An 18,499-nucleotide genomic window follows, 5' to 3' on the forward strand; every position below is an offset into this window, starting at 1 on the left:
CATACAGCACTCGAAATACCTCCTATGAATATCGACGAAGACACCTGCGGGTGGCTTGGCATCCCCACGCCTCTCGAAATGCACAAACAACATGCCCGGCTGCTCGAGAACGAGATCCAGGAACTGAACCTGCAACTGCGCAAGGCCCGGGCGGATATCTTCGGCCTGGTCGCGATGCTGACAGAAGCACAGGCAAAGAACGAAGAGTTTGCCGGATACCTCAGGCTGCGCGGTGCCGAAGCTGCAGCGATGAGGAAGCAGATCGCCAACCTCACCACTTCAGATCGACTCAGCACGCGCGAGGCCGAGAGGCTGCGCAGTGTGCTGAACGAACTGATGTCTCACCCGAAAACCATCGTCTAAGCTCAGGTTTCAGGTTGAGGGCTTGGCCATGTGCGGAAGACTTTCCCAGTACAGCGGCATTCACGACTTCGTCGCGGCGCTGAGCATGCAATGCCCTGGCGAACTCCGTGGGTGAGTTGCCGCTGGGAGAAAATCGACCTGCAACCGAGTGGCAGCTGACGCTGTTGATGACGGCGCTGAGGATCGCGCCAATCATCGTTTGGCTGAACGCAAACGCAGCCAAACCACCCCGACCAGCCCCAACGGCACCCCCAGGCTAAGCCATGAAAGCAGGTCATAGACGCCGTCACCGATCAGCGCCGAGAGCAATCCGAACAGGCTTAGAACAAAGAGCAACAGCGGCCAGCGAAAGATCATCCACAGTCCGCGCCTCATGATCGGCCCCCCATTTCCGGCCCGCTGGCATGCAATTCATCCAAGCGTTTTTGCAACGGTACCTTGCGACGGCTCAGCCACAGGTAGAGCCCACTGCCGAGGATGACGATGCTGATGAGATCGAGCAGCGTCCAGATGATTTTCAGCGGCACACCACCGTAATCACCAAAATGCAGCGGCTGCGAAACCAGCAAGGTTTTCACGTACAACGGCATCTCACGCATGTCGGTCAGCTCGCCGGTACTCGCATCCACCAGGGCCGGCTTGAGCAATCGCGCAGTGAGCGGCGTGGTGCCGCGCATGAACACTGCGTAATGGTGCTGGCTGCTGAACTGAGTACCGGGAAAGGCGATGAAGCTGGGCTCCATGCCTGGCGCCGCCTTACGCGCGGTATCCAGCGCTTTTTGCAACGACCCGAGGCGCTCCAGCGGCGGCGCATCCTTGTAGGGCGCGGTCATCTGCGCCAACTGGTCACTCTGCCAAAAGTCGAAAATGGGCAATGCCAGCGTATTGATCACGCCTGTCAGCCCCACCACCAACACCCAGGCGAGGGTGACGATGCCGAGCACGTTATGCAGGTCCAGCCACTTCAAGCGTGAACTGCGCCCGTTGCGCACGGTGGCAAAGTCCAGCTTGCGCATGAACGGTGTGTACACCACCACGCCGGACACCAGCGCCGCGACCAACAGCAGCCCCATGAAACCGAGAAACAGATAACCGGGCAACCCCATGAATAAATCGGTATGCAGGCGCAACATCAGGTTCATGAACCCATCGTCTGGCGGTACCGCAGGAAATAACTCGCCAGTGCGTGTATCGAACGACTGCGAATGCCCCTCGATCGGTGGCGGCATAATGCTCGTTGCCGTGTACACCGTACCGAGCGGACTTTCCGGATCGAAACCGACAAAACGCACGACCTCCCCCGGCTGCGCCACCAATGCACTGGCAATGACGGTGTCGTAGTCGATTCGTGGTGTATCGGCGGTCAGCGGGCGCAGGGGCGGCGGCGGCTCGAAGTAGTGCTCAATCTCTTCATGAAAGATCAGTGGCAGCCCCGTCAGGCACAGCAACAACAGGAAAACGGTAGCGATCAGGCTGGTCCATTTGTGGACCAGAAACCAGATACGCAAGGTGCGTGCAGTCATGCTCGGTGGTTTTCCTTAAAGCGCCAGGCTCGCCGCGCGTCACGGGGCACAGCGAGCCCCCAGGCGGTATCAGTATTTCCAGGTAACAGACGCTACCAGGTTACGCGGGGCGCCGTAGCTGGCGGTCGTGGCACTGTTGTACAGCGATAGCAGGTATTTGCGATCGGTGACGTTGTTCAGGTTCAGCGACGTGCTCCAGTTGCTGTCGATGTCATAGCTGGCCATGAAATCGAGCAACGCGTAGGCGTTCTGGTGGATGGCACTGTTCGTGTCGTTTTCCACTGCACTCTGCCAGCTTACCCGTGTACCGATCTTGGCTTGGGGCAAACTTGGCAAGCGATAGGTGAGCATGCCGCGCACGCTATGAGTTGGCACATACTTACGGGCCTTGTCGCCATCGTCGTTGTCGATGCGCACGTAGGTATACCCGGCGAGCACGTCCAGGCCGGGTAGCGCTTCGCCAGAGGCTTGCAGCTCTACTCCGTGACTCTTGTAATCCATGGGGTCGTAAACGGACCGGCCACCCACCAGGCCGACATACTCCGCGACATTCTGCTGTTCGGTCTTGAACGCCGCGGCGGTGACGTTGAGGCGGTCATCCAGCAAGCTGCCCTTCACACCGGCTTCCATGCTTTTGCCTTCAAGCGGAGCAAGCAGTTTGCCGTCCCTGCCCAGGTTGTACTGAGCGCTGTAGATTTTCGTCCAGCTGCCATACACGCTCCACTGCTTGTCCAGGTCGTAGACCAGGCCGGTGTAAGGCGTCACCTTGCCATGTGCGCGGGTGTAGTAGTCGGAACCATAGCTGTCGCCGGAAGCGTCCAGGCTGATCATCCGCGCGCCGGCGATCCAGTGAAGATCATCGGCCAGACTGAATCGGGCACCGGCGTACACGCTTTTCTGAGTGTCCGTGAAATTCTGCGTATTGGCGTCGCTGGTAAACAGGAACGACGGATGCGCCAGATTGCCCGCCAGCACATCCGAGAATGAAACGTCGTAGTAGCCATCTGCAGCCGCATCGTATTCCCGGGCCTTCTGATGGGTGCGGCCATAGGCGGCACCGAGGGTCAACTCATGCTCTCGGCCAAACAGGCTGAACGGGCCGGAGACCTTGGCCTCGCCCAGCAACTGATGAGCCTCGCTGGTGGTATTGGCGGCAAACACTGAGGCGTCATCACCGCTGACCCCGGCGACATACATCATGTTGGTGTCTTGCTTTTCGGTGATGCCCGTGGCGGTGACCGTAGCGTTCCAGCCGTTGCCAAAATCATGCTTGAGCTCAGCGAATGTGCGCTGGGTACGCAGGTTCCAATAGGTCCACGGCTGGCCGATGCTGGAGCTGCGGCTGCCATAGTGAATGGCGTTGCCATCGTTATCCACCAACGGCAAGTTACCCCAGGTGCTGCCGTTTGAATTGCTGTCGTGCTGTGAGAAACCCACGGTCACGGTGTCGGCATCGGACACATCGAACGCCAACAGCCCGGCAGCGACGTTGCGCTCATGGCTGTATCGATCCATCCACGAGTTGCCCTTGTCGTGGGAGTAAATGAAGCGGCCGCGTACGTTGCCGGTATCCGTCAACGGGCCGGAAACGTCCACGTCCACACGACGGCCATCCCATGAGCTGACGCTGGTATCGATTTGCGCCTGGAAGGTCTCGGTCGGACGTTTGCGTACGAAATTGACCGTGGCCGACGGGTTGCCAGCCCCGCTCATCAAACCATTGGCGCCATGCAGGATGTCGATCTGCTCGAACTCGGCCAAGTCCTGATCACCGACCAATACGGTTCCCACGAAGGGCATGCCCACGCCATCGTATTCAAAGTTGTTGATATCGAAGCCGCGCGAGGTGAATTCCGTACGATCGGTTTCGGTTTGCTCCACGGTCACCGAGGGCGCAGCACGCAGCGCATCCTTGATGCCCGTGATCTTGAAGTCATCCAGGGCTTGCCGAGTGATGGTGGTCACGGCCTGCGGGGTTTCCTTGTCCGTCAAGCCCAGACGGGTAGTGCTGGACGACGGGTTGCTTTTGTAGCCCACGGTTGGACCGTCAATAGGTTCACTACTCGCTTCGATCTGGGTAGTCGGCAACGTCAAGTCTTCGGTGGCGTGAACGAGGGACGCAGCGCTGCAAGCGCCAGCAAGCAACAGACTGGCAGAAAAGTGATGTTTCAAAACGAGGATTCCTACGACGAGTGGGTCAAGCGCGTTAACATTTCGAGAATGCTAATAGGAATCTAACTCAATTACCAAGTTATGTCGGACATTTTTTTCACATTTCGAAACATTTACCGTCGGGTACATTTGGCTACATTTTGGCGTTTCAACATGAGGAGGTGCGGAACACTGAAGATTCGCCCTTGAGGAGGTTTCGGCCGCGGCTCAGGCCGCGAGATTGAATGAGGGCGACTGATTCTGCACCGAGTGGCTCCGACTCCACATCGAGCCATGTACTACCCAGTAGATTCGTCGGGAGCTGAAGCTGATGAAGCGCGAAGGCCTGTCAGCAACCTCACTCCAGTAAGAACCCATCCGCACACTCCTTTTTTATGGGCACAAGGGTATTCACATGCCTCAGAAAAAAGGTTCAGGAACAGCGTCTGACCGAGATTGGCTGGGGAGCCAGGGCGCTAGTACCGTAGTCGTGGAAGGAATCACCGGGGTCAATTCATGAACTCCGGCCGAAGACCGCAAAGAAGATTGATGCCTGCGTTGGAGCTATCGCTAAACGGCAAAATGGAAAAGATCTGGGGGGCGGCTCTTTTTTTCGAGCTCAATAAAAAACCCCGTAGACGTTAATCTACGGGGTTTTTAAGAGTGGAGGCCGAGGTCGGAATCGAACCGGCGTAGGCGGATTTGCAATCCGCTGCATAACCATTTTGCTACTCGGCCTCAAACGATCAATGCCTTACAACCGACATTCACCGCATACAAACTTGAGTGGGCTATGTGAAGCTTGCCTCTACTCTATCTCATTGAAAACATTGAAGTTTTTAATGCTTCAGTGCGTTCGATGGGCGCAATTATGTACTCATTTGCCAGGGCTTGCAACCCCTTGATTTCAAAAAATATTCTCTCAAGGGGCAGGCATTCCTGGTGGGCTACCCTACCGCCCGGCTTCTTCCTTGTCACGGATAACCTGCAATTGATACTGCGGGTCCGCCTTGATCTGCTGTTCGGTAAACGGCAGCGGGCTGAGTTTTTTCTCGGAAAACGCCTGGGTCTGGTCCTTGAAGTATTTCGACGCGGGGTCGCTGGACAAGGAGAATGCCAGCACACCTTCGGCATTGGGCCCCTTCTCGTCGAACGTCACGATCTGCAAGTAGCTGCTGCCGCTGACTACCTCGCGCTTGCCATCGGCCCGAGGCACGCTTTGCATGGCGTTATAAACGCCCAGCTCTTGCGGGCCGCCGTGGATCGGTGTCTGGCCCGAGACCTGAATATCACCCCAGCGGCTGTCCGCCGTCAGCCCGCGCTTGGCCACGTCGGCGGCTGACGCGAGCATCGCTTCATGCAGTGCCTTGGCCACGTTTGCCCGATCGACCGCCAGCCCACGTGGTGTGGTCAGGGGTTGTGCCGGATCGAAACCCACCTTCCACGCGTCCGGCGCTTGCGCCAGTTGCTCCGCCAGGTTGATGAAGTGCACCAGGCCCAGGCCGCTGTCGAGGTTGGCGCGCTGGTCCCAGTTTTTCAGGCTGTCGCACACCGATTTCACGCTGGCATCGGCACCCGCGCAGAACTTCAGCAAGTCCGGCATCACCTGGCTGGCAAGATACACCTGGTTGTCCATGACCATATTCTGCAGGTCGGCGACCTTGATCGGTTGCTTGTCGAGCTCCTGCAAGCGTTGCAAGGCAAAGCGCGCACGCGGGCCCAAGCCGATCTTGTCCTGGCTGATAACGGGCGAGAACCCGGTCAAGGGTGCCTTGGGGTTGACCAGCCAGGCCGAGTCATTGGAGTGCTGCACGTAGTCGGTGCGCTCCAGTTGCGGCAGTTGCTCGGCGGGGAAGATCCCGGCCTGGGCGGCACGCGGGTCCACGTCCCAGGCGCAGGCGCTGCGAGAGCCGTCGAGCATGATGAATTGCAGCCCGCCCCGTGGGTCACTGCACTGTGCGAGCTTTTTCGCGCTGACGTTCGGCACCACCGACAGGTTCATGTACAGGCTTTGACCCTGGTCATCCGCTGCCACCGTGTTGACCCACGGGATACCTTGCAGGGTGTGTACCGAGGTTTGCAGTTCCTTGAGGTTCGCCGCGCGGTTCATCGCGTACCACTGTTGCAGCACACGGTCGTTGCCCAGGTTGGCATCCCGCAGGCTGAAGGCATATTTGGCGTCCCAGTCGAGTTTGCCCGGCCATTGCACGATGGGGCCGAACTGCGAGCTGTAGACCGTGCGGGACTGTTCCCGGGTACCGCCGTCGGCAGTTTTTACCGCTACCTTGATCGTGGTTTTATCCATGGGCACGGACTTGCCGTCCAGCAAATAGCGAGTCGGGTCCTTGGGGTCCAGAGTCAGGCGATACAGGGTGAAGTGCTTGGACGTATCAACGGTGTGCGTCCACGCAACGTGCTGGTTGAAGCCGATATTGATCACCGGCAGGCCCGGCAACGCAGCGCCCATCACATCCAGCTGGCCGGGGATGGTCAGGTGCATCTCGTAGAAACGCATGCCGCCCACCCACGGAAAATGCGGGTTGGCCAGCAGCATGCCGCGGCCGTTGAACGAACGGTCACGCCCCACCGCCACCGCGTTGCTGCCACGGTCCAGGGCGAAACGTTGCTGGTTGGCCGCCGCGACCTCAAACGCCTTGCTGTCCACCTGGGCGACGGTGTTGGGCGGCGTGGCCCCCACCAGGGCCTCGGCAAATTGCCCGACGCCACCTTCCACCAGCAGCCGGCGGGTCAGCTTGACCAGGTCTTCGGCCGTGATCGGCCGTACCCAGGCCGCCTGGCACTGCGCCGGCAACCCCTGGGCAGTGCGCTCCTTGAGGTAGTGGTTGTAACCGGCAACATACCCTTCAATGCGCTGCTGCATCGCCGGGGGCTGGGCCTTCCAGAATGCCGCAACGGCCTGGGGGGTGTTCAGCCAGGTGAAGAACACGTCGTTGGCAAGGTTGTTACGCCCTTCCAGGGTCGCCTGCTCGGGACCAAAGTACCTGGCACGCTCGCCATTGACCGTTACCACCTCATTGGCCAGCAGGCACAGGTTGTCCTGGGCATAGGCATAACCGATGCCGAAACCCAGCCCACGCTCATCGTTGGCCCGGATATGCGGGACACCAAAGCTGGTGCGACGGATCTCGGCGGTGGCCTGTTGCTCCTGCACCCGCGCCGTGGCCGAAAGACTCAGCCCCAGCAACGCCCCTGCCACACACACCCTGAACAACCCGTTGGAAATAATCACGCAGACTCCACAGCCAAATTAAACACCGCGACGAGGGACAGCTTCGCCAACACCTCAGTTAAGACGTAAATACCGGGAATAATTTTAGCAGCCGCAGGCGTTTATTCGGACAGGTCGGTATGTCTCCAGGATGTTACCGACAAAATTTCTACATCCCCCGCTTCATGATTTGTGCAGCTCGTACGTCTTATTAACTAAGAGCGCCATCATTTTCCTGATCAGGCTCTGATAAGGAGTTTCTGCATGTACAACTCGCAACTGCCCACGGAAGGACACTCACCCATGCATGACGGAGGTTTTGCCACCGGCAACCAGGCGTTCGGCAAGGCGCCGGAACATGGCAACCAGCGTATTCGTCATTTGCTCAAATGCTTTGGCCTGCGCACCAGCCTGATCCGGCTGAAGGTCATCGACGCCCTGCTGACCGCCGCCGACAACCAGCGCACCCTCGGCGTGCGCGGCGTGCACAGCCATTTGCTGGAGCTGGGCATCCCGTTGTCGTTTCTCAGCGTGCGTGAGGTGCTCAAGCGCCTGTGCACCGAAGGCGTGATCACCCTGAACGCCGACAAGAGCTACAGCCTGCACGAGCAGGCTGCCAAAGTCCTGGAAGGCCGGGCCTGACTCAAAGGTTAGGCTTGACCTTGCGACGCATCACACCGTTGATCACCACCACGGTTACCGCAACCGCAATCGCGATGTACTGGAACGTCTTTTCGCTGATGACCCCGTTGTTCTGCAAGTAGGACAGGCCAAACATCGTCCCCAGCACCAGCAGGGAGATCAGAATCGAGTATTTCAAACGTTGCTTTTGGGTCATGACAGGTTCCTGAAGCTAAAAAATTGTGTCCACTTTGTATCGACTACCACACCAAGCACATACCTGTTAGCGGGGATGGATTGGGGTCGGCGGGGTCTCATGTTACAGGCGATGAAAAACTTTGGCTTGCCCAACGCCTGATTGAACCTGAGAGCACCCTAGAGGATTTTGAAATGCTTCGTCGAATCACACTGCTGATTCCCTTGCTGATCATGTTGAGCATGAGCGGCTGCATTATTTTCCCCCACGGCGGCGGCGGTTGGCATGACCATCGCTACAGCGAAGGCGGACCGGGGTATTACCATCGCTGATCGGTCATCCGTACATTTTCTGACATCTTGAACACTTTACAGGCGGAGCCATTCCCCCTGCTTCCGACACTCAGCAAGAGCGTCCAGGAAGCAGGGAGGTTTTCCTGAAAGGCGCATTCCTGAATGAGCGTGCCTAAAGGTGTTCACGATGATAGTCAGCAACTCGGTTCCTTCCTCCACTGCATACCCACCACCGCCCCCTCCTCCGATACCACTCCCCGATATACCGTCATACCCCGATGAAATATTGCAAAGCGCAACGGACATTCCGGACCCCGCGGCTGACACACCGCCCCCCAATGGCCCGAAAGCCTTGGAGACCGCGCTGGCTGACCGAAAAAACTGGCAGGCACTGGCGCAGCAGCTCACTCATGTCGCCACGTTGGCAGGACCGAACGCGCCGTTTCTGGTGGTGCGATCTGCGCTGGGAAGCACGCTGATGGACCTCGCGCCCAACTCTTCTTACCCCCCAAATAGTGCTAACGCCGTGAGTCTTGCAAACTTTCTCAAGGCTATGGGCTTGCCCGAGCCAACCACCCATGATGAGCTGATGACCCTGGCGCGCACATCGCTGACACGTTCCCACCCCCATCCATGGGGAAATCTGGGCGGCGCCTTGTCCTGGCCCCTGCCCTTGAGCACACCTCAGCAGAACGAACTGCTCACCGCCGCCAGAGAACATGCCGCTGGCGCTCCGGATGTTCAGCAAGCAAGCCAGCAGTGGGGGCTCCTGGAGTTTCTGAACGTTAACCTGCCGCTCTCCAGCGACGCCTCGAGCGATCCGGCCAAAACGCTGGAAGCCCTCATCCGTTCCCCCCGAGGCCAGGCGCTGGGAGAGGCCTTGCACACCAAACTGGAGAGCATTCCGACTGATAGCAGTGTGAATGATCACGTACTGGCAGCCATCAACCTCGATCTGGATCAGGAATCCATCACCCAACCGCATCGCAACAAAGTGGCCGGATTCGACCTGTCACATAAACAATATTGGGGCAAACCCACCTCGGCGATCGTCGCCGGCCTGCGCGAGCACTTGAGTGATACCGGCAAAACCTCACCTGCCAACGCCTCGCTGGGTACGCATCTGCTGTTGATGCGGGCGGCGCCGCAGTTGCTGATCAAGGATATTCCCGACAGCGTGGTCTACGGCAGCCTGGCCTGGGCCAACCTGTGCATCGCGGCGGCCGCCATCGAAGCCAGGTCCCCTGGCAGCGTAGCGAACATGAGTTTTGCCGAAGTGATGATCGTCGCCGACTCAAGTGGGCCCGCGCCCGAAGCTGCCCAAACTGCGGCATTGTTGGACTGGGCCGTGGTCAATGGGGTGCTTGAGGCGAAAGACGACACGCTTTACGAAAAACCAGACATTGATACCGCCATGGACGCGTTCAACTATCAATTGGGCAAGCTGAAACACGCCTCCGGCTTGCTTGACACCCCGATGCCCAGCCGCAAGCAGATGGCGCTGGACCTGCTCAAGGAAAAATTTGGCGAAGGCGTCCCCTTTGAAGAGAAGGTGTTGCTCAAGCCCAACAAAACCGCCAACAAGACGATCCCCACTCGCGGCCCTTATTCCATGCTGGACCTGACCATGCAAGGCGAGAAAATAACGGCATCAGACTGGGAGCTCAAACCTGGAACGCATGGCGTCGATCTTGATGCCTTCGCCGCCTTTACCCATGGCCCCGGCTTTAAAGTCCCCGACACCTTTGACAAAGCCATTAGCCAGACCATAAGCGACTATAAAACCGTCAAGAAATATTCCATCTTGAATGCCCTCGCCAACCTTCCACCGGAGGACAAAGAAAACTTGCGGTTAGGAAAGCTGAACTTCTACAAAGAAAAATCCTACAGAGTCAGCTGGACACCATTCGCGGGAGAAACCCTCTTCCATACAAGCAAAAAAATACTGGTCACCACAAAACACCAGAACAAGCCGTCCACCTATGAGTTCGATACCGAAAAAGGCAGCATCAGGAAAGTCAGCAACGCAATTATCACTCGCCAGGACCAGAAGATCGCCAACGAAGTAACCCGAATAGAAGAGTTCTCCACCTTCGATGCCAAGCGCGACTATATAAAGCAAGAGAACCCGCTCGAGGGATCCAATCCCAACCTGTTCAGGAATTTCCGGGCGGAGTACCTTGCGGATTCAATCGTCGAGGGGCTCGATCTGGAAACCTTCAGGCAACAAGCGGCCGGAAGTACGCCGGATGAGCATAGAAGGACGGTCGCCAGCACCATCGGCAACTTTTTTCTCGACCTTGTTCCGCTCAGGTCGGCCATCGTCAACTTCAGTAATGGCAACTATAAAGATGGGTTCTCTGACCTGGCATTTGATGTGTTCGGCTTTCTCACGGCAGGTGCAGGCGTCGCCGCGAAGGTCGGAAAAACCCTGAGCACTGCCAGCAGCGCGGCCAGCAAAGCCCTCAAGCTGAGCAAGATTTTCGGGGTTACCGCACTCTCGGAACTCAATCCGCTGAGCGGACTTGGCGACCTGGTAGTCGGCGCGGGAAAACTCGCCATCGACGGCGCAAACGCAGCCACCCAGGGCTTGAAAACGCTCAAGGGTACAGCGAGCAACAGCGAGCTTGCCGCCGCCGGCACTCGATATGACGCAGCCGCTACCGGCTCATTCCAGATGGGCGAGCAGACGGTCGAGGGCAGCGCGGTGCAGATCAAGGGCAAGTGGTACGCTTTCGACGCACAAAAGCACCAGCCGTACGGCAGCCCCCTGCAAGCGTTCAGTAGCGCTGATACGCTGGAGCCCTCCCCCAACGCCTATGCCGCTTCGAGCAAGAGCACTCACCGGTTTAACCCGACAAACACCGTCAACCGCCCGCCTCGAATCAGGAAGCCGTTACCCGAGGGCCAATACGTGGAAAGTTTGAAAGGAAGGCTCGAAGTCGACCATTTCAAGCTCGACACCCGCCAGGCAACGCTGGATAAGTTTCGGGTGGAAATGGAGGACTATTATGAGGCGATCAAGGATGGAGGCCTTCCGCCGCGCCCTACAATCCCCGATATCCCCGTACCGATCCCCGCAGCCGATCTGATCACGGAGGCATTGAAAGCATCAAACGGCGTGGTGTTTGGAGAGTCTCACTCGCAGATGGCCAGCTTTAAAATGCTGTTCGACAACGTCGATACGCTAAAAAGCCAGGGTGTCAAAAAAGTCTATTTCGAAGGGTATATCGACTACATCGGTGGCCCCGCTGATGATGGAATCGGAATGCTCGGAAACAGCAACACTCGCCGCACGAATCCAACACTGGAGCAACTCAAGAAAAAATTTGAAGACAATGGAATAGAGCTTTTACCCCTCGATCACTATTACCTGACGCGACATAGACACGACAAATCCCGTGATCGCACCCGCACTGGCGTCAACTCTGAAAAGCGGCTCAAGGAGTTCAACTACTACGCTGCGGAAACCATCCAGGCAAACTCCGGCACCGAAAAGTGGGTCGCGTTAGTGGGAAGCGCACACATGAACACCTCCGAAGGTGTTCCGGGCTTGGCGGAACTGACGGAAAGCATCGGCATCGGGGTTTTTGACAACAGGAACATGACCCACAGCAGCATCGGGCTTAAAGCAAAAAACCCTGCGCCAGACCCGAACCGGCCATTACAGCCCAACGATATTCCAGGCGACCTGCGCATCTACGTGAAACCCTGAGCACATCGCAAAGGCCCGGAAAGCCTCCGAGCCTTTGCATGAGGTGTTCACCCTCCATGCACCCAGCGCTGATGCAACCAGCGCGCAAACGCATCCAGGGCAAAGCCCAACAAGCCGATCAGCAGCACCATCGCCATCAGCTCCGAGTAGGCCAGCCGGTCGCGAGTGTCGAGGATGTAATAACCCAGCCCGGCACTGACCCCGAGCATCTCGCACGGCACCAGCACGATCCACAGGATCCCGATGGCCAGGCGCACGCCGGTCAGCACGTGCCCCATGACCCCGGGAATAATCACCCGGCGCAAGGTTTCCCAGCGCGTGGCGCTCAGGCTCTTGCTCAGTTGCAACCAGCGCGGATCGAGCTGACGCACACCCGCCGCCGTATTCAGCAGAATCGGCCACACCGCGGCAAATGCCAGCAGGAAGTAGATCGGCTGGTCGCCCACGCCCATCAACATCACCACGATGGGCATCCACGACAGCGGCGAGATCATCCGCAGAAACTGGAACGCCGGCGTGGTTGCCGCCTCCAGCTTGCGCGAACTGCCCACCAGCAAGCCCAGCGGTACACCAATCAGCAATGCCAGGAACAGCCCGACGAAGATCCGCTTGAGGCTCACGGCTATGTTCAGGTACAGCTCGCTGCGGCCCAGCAACTCCCACAGGCTGGCGAGGGTCGCCGACAGCGAAAACCGCGCAGACAAACCGTCCGCGCTGCCAAAGACCTTCACCCCCAGCCACCAGAGCAACAACAACCCCGCCAACCCGCTCAAGCCAAGCAACCAGCCCGGCAACCCCAAGGTTTTGCCGTTGTTCAAACGCCAATCTCCTCGTTTCGCTCAAAGCCCTCAGGCAAGCCGAAGGTCTTCATGCCGCCCACCGCCGCGATCGCATTACGCACGAAGCGGTCGTCCACCAGGTCCTTGGCGACAAACGCCGGGTCCAGGTCGGCGAGGAATTTCTTGTCGCCCTCGATCAGCGTGTCTTTCAGGCGGCGTACCAGTTCCTCGGTGTAGCTGGGGAATGGATACGGCTGGAAGTCGATGCGGTGCTCGTCCCAGTTGGCGTGCTGGATCGCGCCGTCAGCCAGGTAAGCCGCACGGTCGCTGGCAGCCGGCGCCAGGACTTTGCGCAGCACTGGTTCGGCATGCGGGGTGTAGCGGTTCTCGCCGTCCTTGGACAGCAGCTTCACCGCCTCTTCACGGTTGTCACGGGTCCAGACCTGGGCCTTGACGATCGCATTCACCACCTTCTGCGACCATTCCGGGCGGTTGGTCAGGTCATGCTCGTGCATGAACACCACGCAGCACGCATGGTTGCGCCACACATCGCCGGTAAAGCGCTGTACGCGGCCCACATTGAGGTTTTCCGCCAGGGCGTTGAACGGCTCGGCGACGATGTAGCCGTCGATGCGCTTGCTGGCCAGGGCCGGCGGCATGTCCGAGGGCGGCAACACGATCAGGTTGACCTCGTTGGCGGCAATCGCACTCCCGGCGGCACGGGCCACCGGGGTCAGGCCGTTGTCGCGGAACAGCTGCTGCACCACCACGTTGTGGATCGAGTACCAGAACGGAATCGCCACCGACTTGCCGCCCAGTTGCTTCACGTCGGTAATGCCCGGCGACACGGTCAAGCCCGAGCCACCCACATGGTTCCAGGCCACGACCTTGGCCGGGACCTTGCTGCCATACCGCGCCCATACGGTCATCGGCGACAGCAGGTGAATCACGTTGACCTGCCCGGAAATGAACGCCTCGATCACCTGGGCCCAACTGCGCAGCAGTACCGGGCGCTCGGCCTTGATGCCTTCGGCCTCGAACAGGCCATTGTTGTGGGCCACCAGCAACGGCGTGGCGTCGGTGATCGGCAAATAGCCGATGCGTACCGGTGCGTCCGGCTCACTGGCCGCCCGGGCCTGCAAGCTGCTCAGCAGTGGCAAGGCTCCGGCGGCACTGAGCACGGCCGAGAGTTTGAGAAAGTCACGGCGCGAGTGAGTGAGGTCATCCAGACACATGGCAAGGCTCCAGCAGTTCAGGGGGTTGGGGGTCAGTGCGGCTCGCCCGCCGTAGGGTTTTGAGAATCTCGATGCGCAGGGTGCCGATGGCTTCCACCTGTTCTTCCCGCGGTTGCGGCAAGTCGATGCGCCATTCGCCGAGGGTCCGCGCCGGGCGGTTACCCAGTAGCAGAATCCGGTCGGACAACAGCAGCGCTTCGTCGATGTCGTGGGTGATCAGCACCGCCGCCGAACCTTGCTCGCGATTGACCTTGAGCAGCAGGTGCTGCATGTCGGCACGGGTCACTTCATCCAGGGCACCGAAGGGCTCGTCCAGCAGCAATACCTGCGGCTGGCGTGCCAGGCAACGCGCCAGCGCCGTGCGCTGGGCCATGCCGCCGGACAGCGCCGCCGGGAATTGCTGGCGGGCGTGTTCCAGGCCTACGGCGTGGATCGCATGGTCGACCCGGCTGCGACGTTCTTCAGGGCTGAGGTGCGGCTGGCGGGCAAAGTCCAGGCCGAAGGCGACGTTCTTTTCCAGGCTCAGCCACGGCAGCAGGCTGGGGTCCTGGAACGCCACCGCCACGCGCGGGTGCGGGCCATTCAACGGCTCGCCCAGCAGGCGGATGCTGCCACCCTGGGGCGCTTGCAAACCGGCGAGCACCCGCAGCAGGCTGGACTTGCCAACGCCGCTGGGGCCGAGGATCGACACCACCTCGCCGGGCTGCAATTGCAGGTCGAAACCTTCCAGCACCGAGTTGCCCCCATAGCCCAGGCAAATTCCCTGGGCGTGCAATACCGCCTGGCTCATAGATTGGCCTGACGGTTCAACTCGGTGCGCAACTGCACCAGGCTCGGGGTCACGATCGGCACAAACGCCGACTCGCGCCAGCGCCGGGCAAAACCGCTGCCGTGGGCCGTCAGGTAGGCCTTGCCGCCGCTGGCTTGCAGCTCCAGTTGCACAGCGCTGGCAGCGATTTCCGCAAGGGCGATGCGCAGGCGGAACAACGGTACCGGCTCGGTGCCGAAGCGGCCGGCCAGCAGGCCTTTCTTCAGGTCGTTGACCGCCTGCTCCAGGGAGGTACGCAACACTTCCAGCTCTTCACGCAATACGGTGCGGCTGGAGCCCAGGTGATTGGCCACCTCCGCCAGCGAGCGCCGCGCCAGGCCGATGGACATGCCGCATTGCAAGCCCAGAAATGCCGGGCGCACGGCCGGCAGGAACTTGCGCGCATCCTCATGCAGCAACCAGTCGCGGCTCAGCTCCACGGCTTCAAAGCCGAGGGCTGCGGTATTGCTCGATTGCAGACCCAACAGTTCCAGGTCACGGGAACGTTGCAGCCCGGACACCGAGTCCGGGATCGCCAGGATAAACGGCGCGCCGCCCTGGGCATGCTCGATGGCGGCAGCCACCACAAACCCGTTCTTGCGCAGGTTGGTCACCCAGTGCAGGCGGCCATTGAGATTCCAGCCGTCGTCGGTCGGCTCGGCGCTGATTTGCAGCGACTCGATGCCAGACAAAAACTTCATCGCGTTGGACAGCCCGGTCGCCCCGGCCAGCTTGCCGCTCAGCAGGTCCGGCAGCAGTTGCTCGCGCAGGCGCTGGTTCGGGCTTTGCAGCAGGTATTCGATAAACGAGCGTTGGCCCCAGCATACAAATGCCGACGCCAGGGAATGGCTCGCCACATCGGCGATAGCTTCCACCGCGCCGGTGACATCGCCGCCCAGGCCACCGAGGTCCTTGGGCACACCGATACGTAATACATTGGCCTCTGCCAGCCGTGGCAGCACTTCCTGCGGATCGCAACTGCCCACATCCAGGGCCTGCGCTTGAACATCGAGCCAACGGCTCAAGATTGGGTCAAGCATTCATGTTTCTCCTTGTTGCAGCATGTTTACCATCGCGAACGCTTGCGCGCCTTCAGCTAGCCGGTTTTTCCCAACGGTATTGCGCCAGTTCCGGGTTCAACGGGGTACGGGCAAACACGTTGGCGAAGTTACACAGGGTGGCCAGGCTCACACCCAGAATAACCTCAAGGGCATGACCGTCGGTGTAGCCTGCCTCACGGAACGCGGTGTAGCCGGCGTCGCTGACATCACCGCGGGTAGCGATCACTTCACGGGTGAACGCGGCCAGTGTCTCATAACGCTCGTTGGGCAGTTCACCGCGCTGGCGCAGGGCATCGATCACGTCTTCCGGCAGCTTGGCCTTGTTGCGCGCTACGGCAGTGTGCCCGGCGACGCAGAAATCGCAACCGTGGTTGGTGGCGGCAATCAGTTGCACCACTTCGCGGTCGGCCAGGCTCAGGTCAGACTTGGCGTTCAGGCCCGACACGGTAATGTAGGTTTCCAGGGCTGCCGGGGCGTTGGCCAGCACCGCCAACAGATTGGGGATGAACCCGGAACCCTTCAGGGCATTTTCCAGAAAGGGCTTGGCCGCCTCAGGAGCGGTTTCCAGGGTTAGCATCGGTACGCGGGACATGGAGTGGTCTCCTCATGGATTCGTGTACCAAGTCTGTTGGTTATAAAAAATCCGCTCAATAGTCTAAAGTAGCGATTACTTGCTCTAGAGTCTTTCCGTTAGATGAATTCGTCCAGTTCACTCGTCGATTGGTTATTAGATAGCCTTGAACTCAACACCAGCCTGTTTCACGTCGGGCGTTACTGCGGCGACTGGCACGCCAGCACCCATGGCCTGGCAAGCGCGAGTTTTCATCTGGTGGTGCAAGGGCAGTGCTGGATGCACATCGACGGCGACTCGACCCCTTACCCATTGAACAACGGCGATGCAGTCTTCCTGCTGCGAGACCTGGCGTACCGCTTGTCCAGCGATGGCACCGCCACCGGCGCCCAGGAATGCCCGCGCAAACCAATGCTGCCACTGGACAGCCAAGCCAGTGACGGCGTGGGCCTGGTGTGCGGGTTCTTTCACTTCCAGTCCGGGCTGTCGGCGATGATTGTCGACACCCTGCCCGCCTGGATCATCCTGCGGGCCGGTGATCCATCGCTGACCGCCGCGCGCAACCTGTTCGAATTGATCCTGCAGGAATGCGAGCGCACGCCGGCGCCCTCGCCCGCCCTGCTGGAGCGCCTGTGCCACCTGCTGTTCCTGTATGTGCTGCGCCAACAGGTGCTGGACAACACCGACCTCGGCGGCCTCGCGGCGCTGGCTCGGCAACCGGCATTTGCCAACCTGCTTGAGCAGTTGATCGCACGCCCGGCCGAGCCCTGGACCCTGGAAAGCATGGCCGCCTGCACCGGCCTGTCGCGCTCGGCGTTCTTCAAGCGCTTCAATGAACTGTGCGGGCAGTCGCCGGGGCAAGTGCTGCTGATGATGCGTGTGCGCCACGCCTGCCAACTGTTCAAGCAGGACCAGACCGTAGCGGACGTGTCCCTCGCCGTGGGTTATCAATCGGTGGCGGCGTTTACCCGGGCCTTCCATAAGGTCACCGGCTTCCAGCCCGGCGCCTACCGCAAGGCTCAAGGTTGACGCTGCAACCCATTGCCCGGCCGGGCACACAACTCCACCAGCCAATCGACAAACACCCGCACCCGTTGCGACAGCTGGCGATGCGGCGGGTACAGCGCCGTCAGCGGTAACCTGGGCGGCGGCTGATGCGCCAGCACCTCCACCAGCGTGCCCGCTTCCAACTGGCGAACGGCGTGGTAGTACGGCGTCTGTACCAGGCCGTAACCCGCCTCACAGGCCGCCAGGTAACCATCGGCACTGTTGACCGCCACTTGCTTGGGCAGGTCGACCAAGCGGATGTCGCTGCCGATCTGAAACTCCAGGCCATAGCGTTTGCCGCTGGTGCTGGAGAAATACTCCACCACTTGATGGCCGGCCAACTCATCCAGCGTCGATGGCACGCCGAACTGCTGCAAGTAGCCGGGGCTGGCGCAGGTCACCTGATCCATCATCGCCAGCGGCCGTGCCACCAGCGACTCATCCAGCGCCAGGCCGCCGCGCAACACGCAGTCAACGCCTTCGCGGATCAGGTCCACCGGGCGGTCGTTGAGGCCGATTTCCAGATCAATCTGCGGGTAACGTGTGGTGAACTCGGGCATTGCCGGAATCACCAGGAAACGCCCGATCCCGGACGGCATATCGATACGCAACGTGCCGCGCGGGTTTCGTCGGCTGGTGGAGAATACCGCCTCGGTTTCCTCAAGGTCCGCCAGCAGGCTCACGCAACGCTGGTAGTAAGCGGCGCCGTCCAGGGTCGGGCTGACCTGGCGCGTGGTGCGCTGCAACAGTTGCACCCCAAGGTGCGCCTCCAGTTGCTTGATCAGGATGGTCACCGAGGCGCGCGGCAGTTGCAGGCTGTCGGCCGCCCTGGCAAAGCCGCCCAACTCGACAATCCGCACAAACACGCGCATGGCGTTGAAACGGTCCACTGGCTGGTTTCCTTCAG

16 protein-coding genes, 1 tRNA gene and 1 pseudogene are annotated in these 18,499 nt (G+C 60.0%); 6 read left to right on the forward strand and 12 right to left on the reverse strand.

Annotated elements, in window-relative coordinates; genetic code table 11:
• The first annotated feature begins 24 nt into the window (after positions 1-24).
• On the forward strand, positions 25-363 hold the full coding sequence (locus HX839_RS17610; RefSeq protein ID WP_008435088.1) for a hypothetical protein: 339 nt from the start codon (positions 25-27) through the stop codon (positions 361-363).
• 28 nt (positions 364-391) lie between these two features.
• Positions 392-530, forward strand: a pseudogene (locus tag HX839_RS31630) (DUF159 family protein); the annotation flags it as partial.
• 25 nt (positions 531-555) lie between these two features.
• Here HX839_RS31630 and HX839_RS17615 read toward each other — a convergent pair.
• From HX839_RS17615 to HX839_RS17635, 5 genes are all read right to left on the reverse strand, one after another.
• Positions 556-738 (reverse strand): hypothetical protein, encoded by a 183-nt coding sequence (locus HX839_RS17615; RefSeq protein ID WP_023658797.1) that lies wholly within the window; start codon positions 736-738, stop codon positions 556-558.
• Positions 735-1,886, reverse strand: a complete 1,152-nt coding sequence (locus HX839_RS17620; RefSeq protein ID WP_102606116.1) for a PepSY domain-containing protein — start codon at positions 1,884-1,886, stop codon at positions 735-737. The genes HX839_RS17615 and HX839_RS17620 overlap by 4 nt, the downstream gene beginning before the upstream one ends.
• Before the next feature lie 69 nt (positions 1,887-1,955).
• Positions 1,956-4,058, reverse strand: a complete 2,103-nt coding sequence (locus tag HX839_RS17625) for a TonB-dependent siderophore receptor (RefSeq protein ID WP_003207678.1) — start codon at positions 4,056-4,058, stop codon at positions 1,956-1,958.
• A gap of 643 nt (positions 4,059-4,701) precedes the next feature.
• Positions 4,702-4,775, reverse strand: a tRNA-Cys gene (locus tag HX839_RS17630).
• Between the two features lie 214 nt (positions 4,776-4,989).
• The gene (locus tag HX839_RS17635) at positions 4,990-7,287 is read right to left on the reverse strand and encodes an acylase (protein ID WP_177067443.1); all 2,298 of its coding nucleotides are present in this window, start codon (positions 7,285-7,287) and stop codon (positions 4,990-4,992) included.
• Between the two features lie 243 nt (positions 7,288-7,530).
• On the opposite strand from HX839_RS17635, the gene HX839_RS17640 reads away from it, so the two are divergent.
• A complete protein-coding gene (locus HX839_RS17640; RefSeq protein WP_032899365.1) occupies positions 7,531-7,908 on the forward strand; it encodes a hypothetical protein in 378 nt (125 codons plus the stop codon).
• A 1-nt stretch (position 7,909) separates the two neighbouring features.
• Here HX839_RS17640 and HX839_RS17645 read toward each other — a convergent pair whose 3' ends face one another.
• A complete protein-coding gene (locus tag HX839_RS17645) occupies positions 7,910-8,104 on the reverse strand; it encodes a hypothetical protein (protein ID WP_003207574.1) in 195 nt (64 codons plus the stop codon).
• A 173-nt stretch (positions 8,105-8,277) separates the two neighbouring features.
• Here HX839_RS17645 and HX839_RS17650 point away from each other — a divergent pair, with 173 nt between their 5' ends.
• On the forward strand, positions 8,278-8,415 hold the full coding sequence (locus HX839_RS17650) for a hypothetical protein (protein ID WP_003207572.1): 138 nt from the start codon (positions 8,278-8,280) through the stop codon (positions 8,413-8,415).
• 313 nt (positions 8,416-8,728) lie between these two features.
• A complete protein-coding gene (locus HX839_RS17655; protein WP_256344725.1) occupies positions 8,729-12,091 on the forward strand; it encodes a membrane-targeted effector domain-containing toxin in 3,363 nt (1,120 codons plus the stop codon).
• 47 nt (positions 12,092-12,138) lie between these two features.
• Here the strand turns inward: HX839_RS17655 and HX839_RS17660 are convergent, their stop codons facing one another.
• The 5 genes from HX839_RS17660 to HX839_RS17680 are packed head-to-tail and all read right to left on the reverse strand — an operon-like array spanning position 12,139 to position 16,566.
• A complete protein-coding gene (locus tag HX839_RS17660; protein ID WP_172834573.1) occupies positions 12,139-12,891 on the reverse strand; it encodes an ABC transporter permease in 753 nt (250 codons plus the stop codon).
• A 14-nt stretch (positions 12,892-12,905) separates the two neighbouring features.
• On the reverse strand, positions 12,906-14,105 hold the full coding sequence (locus HX839_RS17665; RefSeq protein WP_010171568.1) for an ABC transporter substrate-binding protein: 1,200 nt from the start codon (positions 14,103-14,105) through the stop codon (positions 12,906-12,908).
• Complete coding sequence (locus tag HX839_RS17670; protein WP_102605551.1) at positions 14,092-14,895, reverse strand: ABC transporter ATP-binding protein; 804 nt, start codon at positions 14,893-14,895, stop codon at positions 14,092-14,094. The genes HX839_RS17665 and HX839_RS17670 overlap by 14 nt, the downstream gene beginning before the upstream one ends.
• Entirely contained in the window at positions 14,892-15,953 is a 1,062-nt protein-coding gene (locus HX839_RS17675) for an acyl-CoA dehydrogenase family protein (RefSeq protein WP_003207563.1), read from the reverse strand. Before HX839_RS17675 ends, HX839_RS17670 begins: the two co-directional genes overlap by 4 nt.
• A 52-nt stretch (positions 15,954-16,005) precedes the next feature.
• Positions 16,006-16,566, reverse strand: a complete 561-nt coding sequence (locus HX839_RS17680) for a carboxymuconolactone decarboxylase family protein (protein ID WP_003207562.1) — start codon at positions 16,564-16,566, stop codon at positions 16,006-16,008.
• 102 nt (positions 16,567-16,668) lie between these two features.
• Between HX839_RS17680 and HX839_RS17685 the strand changes: the two genes are divergently transcribed.
• On the forward strand, positions 16,669-17,574 hold the full coding sequence (locus HX839_RS17685) for an AraC family transcriptional regulator (protein WP_087692364.1): 906 nt from the start codon (positions 16,669-16,671) through the stop codon (positions 17,572-17,574).
• Here HX839_RS17685 and HX839_RS17690 read toward each other — a convergent pair.
• On the reverse strand, positions 17,565-18,482 hold the full coding sequence (locus tag HX839_RS17690) for a LysR family transcriptional regulator (protein WP_177067445.1): 918 nt from the start codon (positions 18,480-18,482) through the stop codon (positions 17,565-17,567). The two genes, HX839_RS17685 and HX839_RS17690, sit on opposite strands and share 10 nt — an antisense overlap.
• Between the last annotated feature and the right edge of the window lie 17 nt (positions 18,483-18,499).

Origin of the sequence: Pseudomonas sp. I8001, from assembly GCF_013385345.1 — a bacterium.
Taxonomy (GTDB): Bacteria; Pseudomonadota; Gammaproteobacteria; order Pseudomonadales; family Pseudomonadaceae; genus Aquipseudomonas.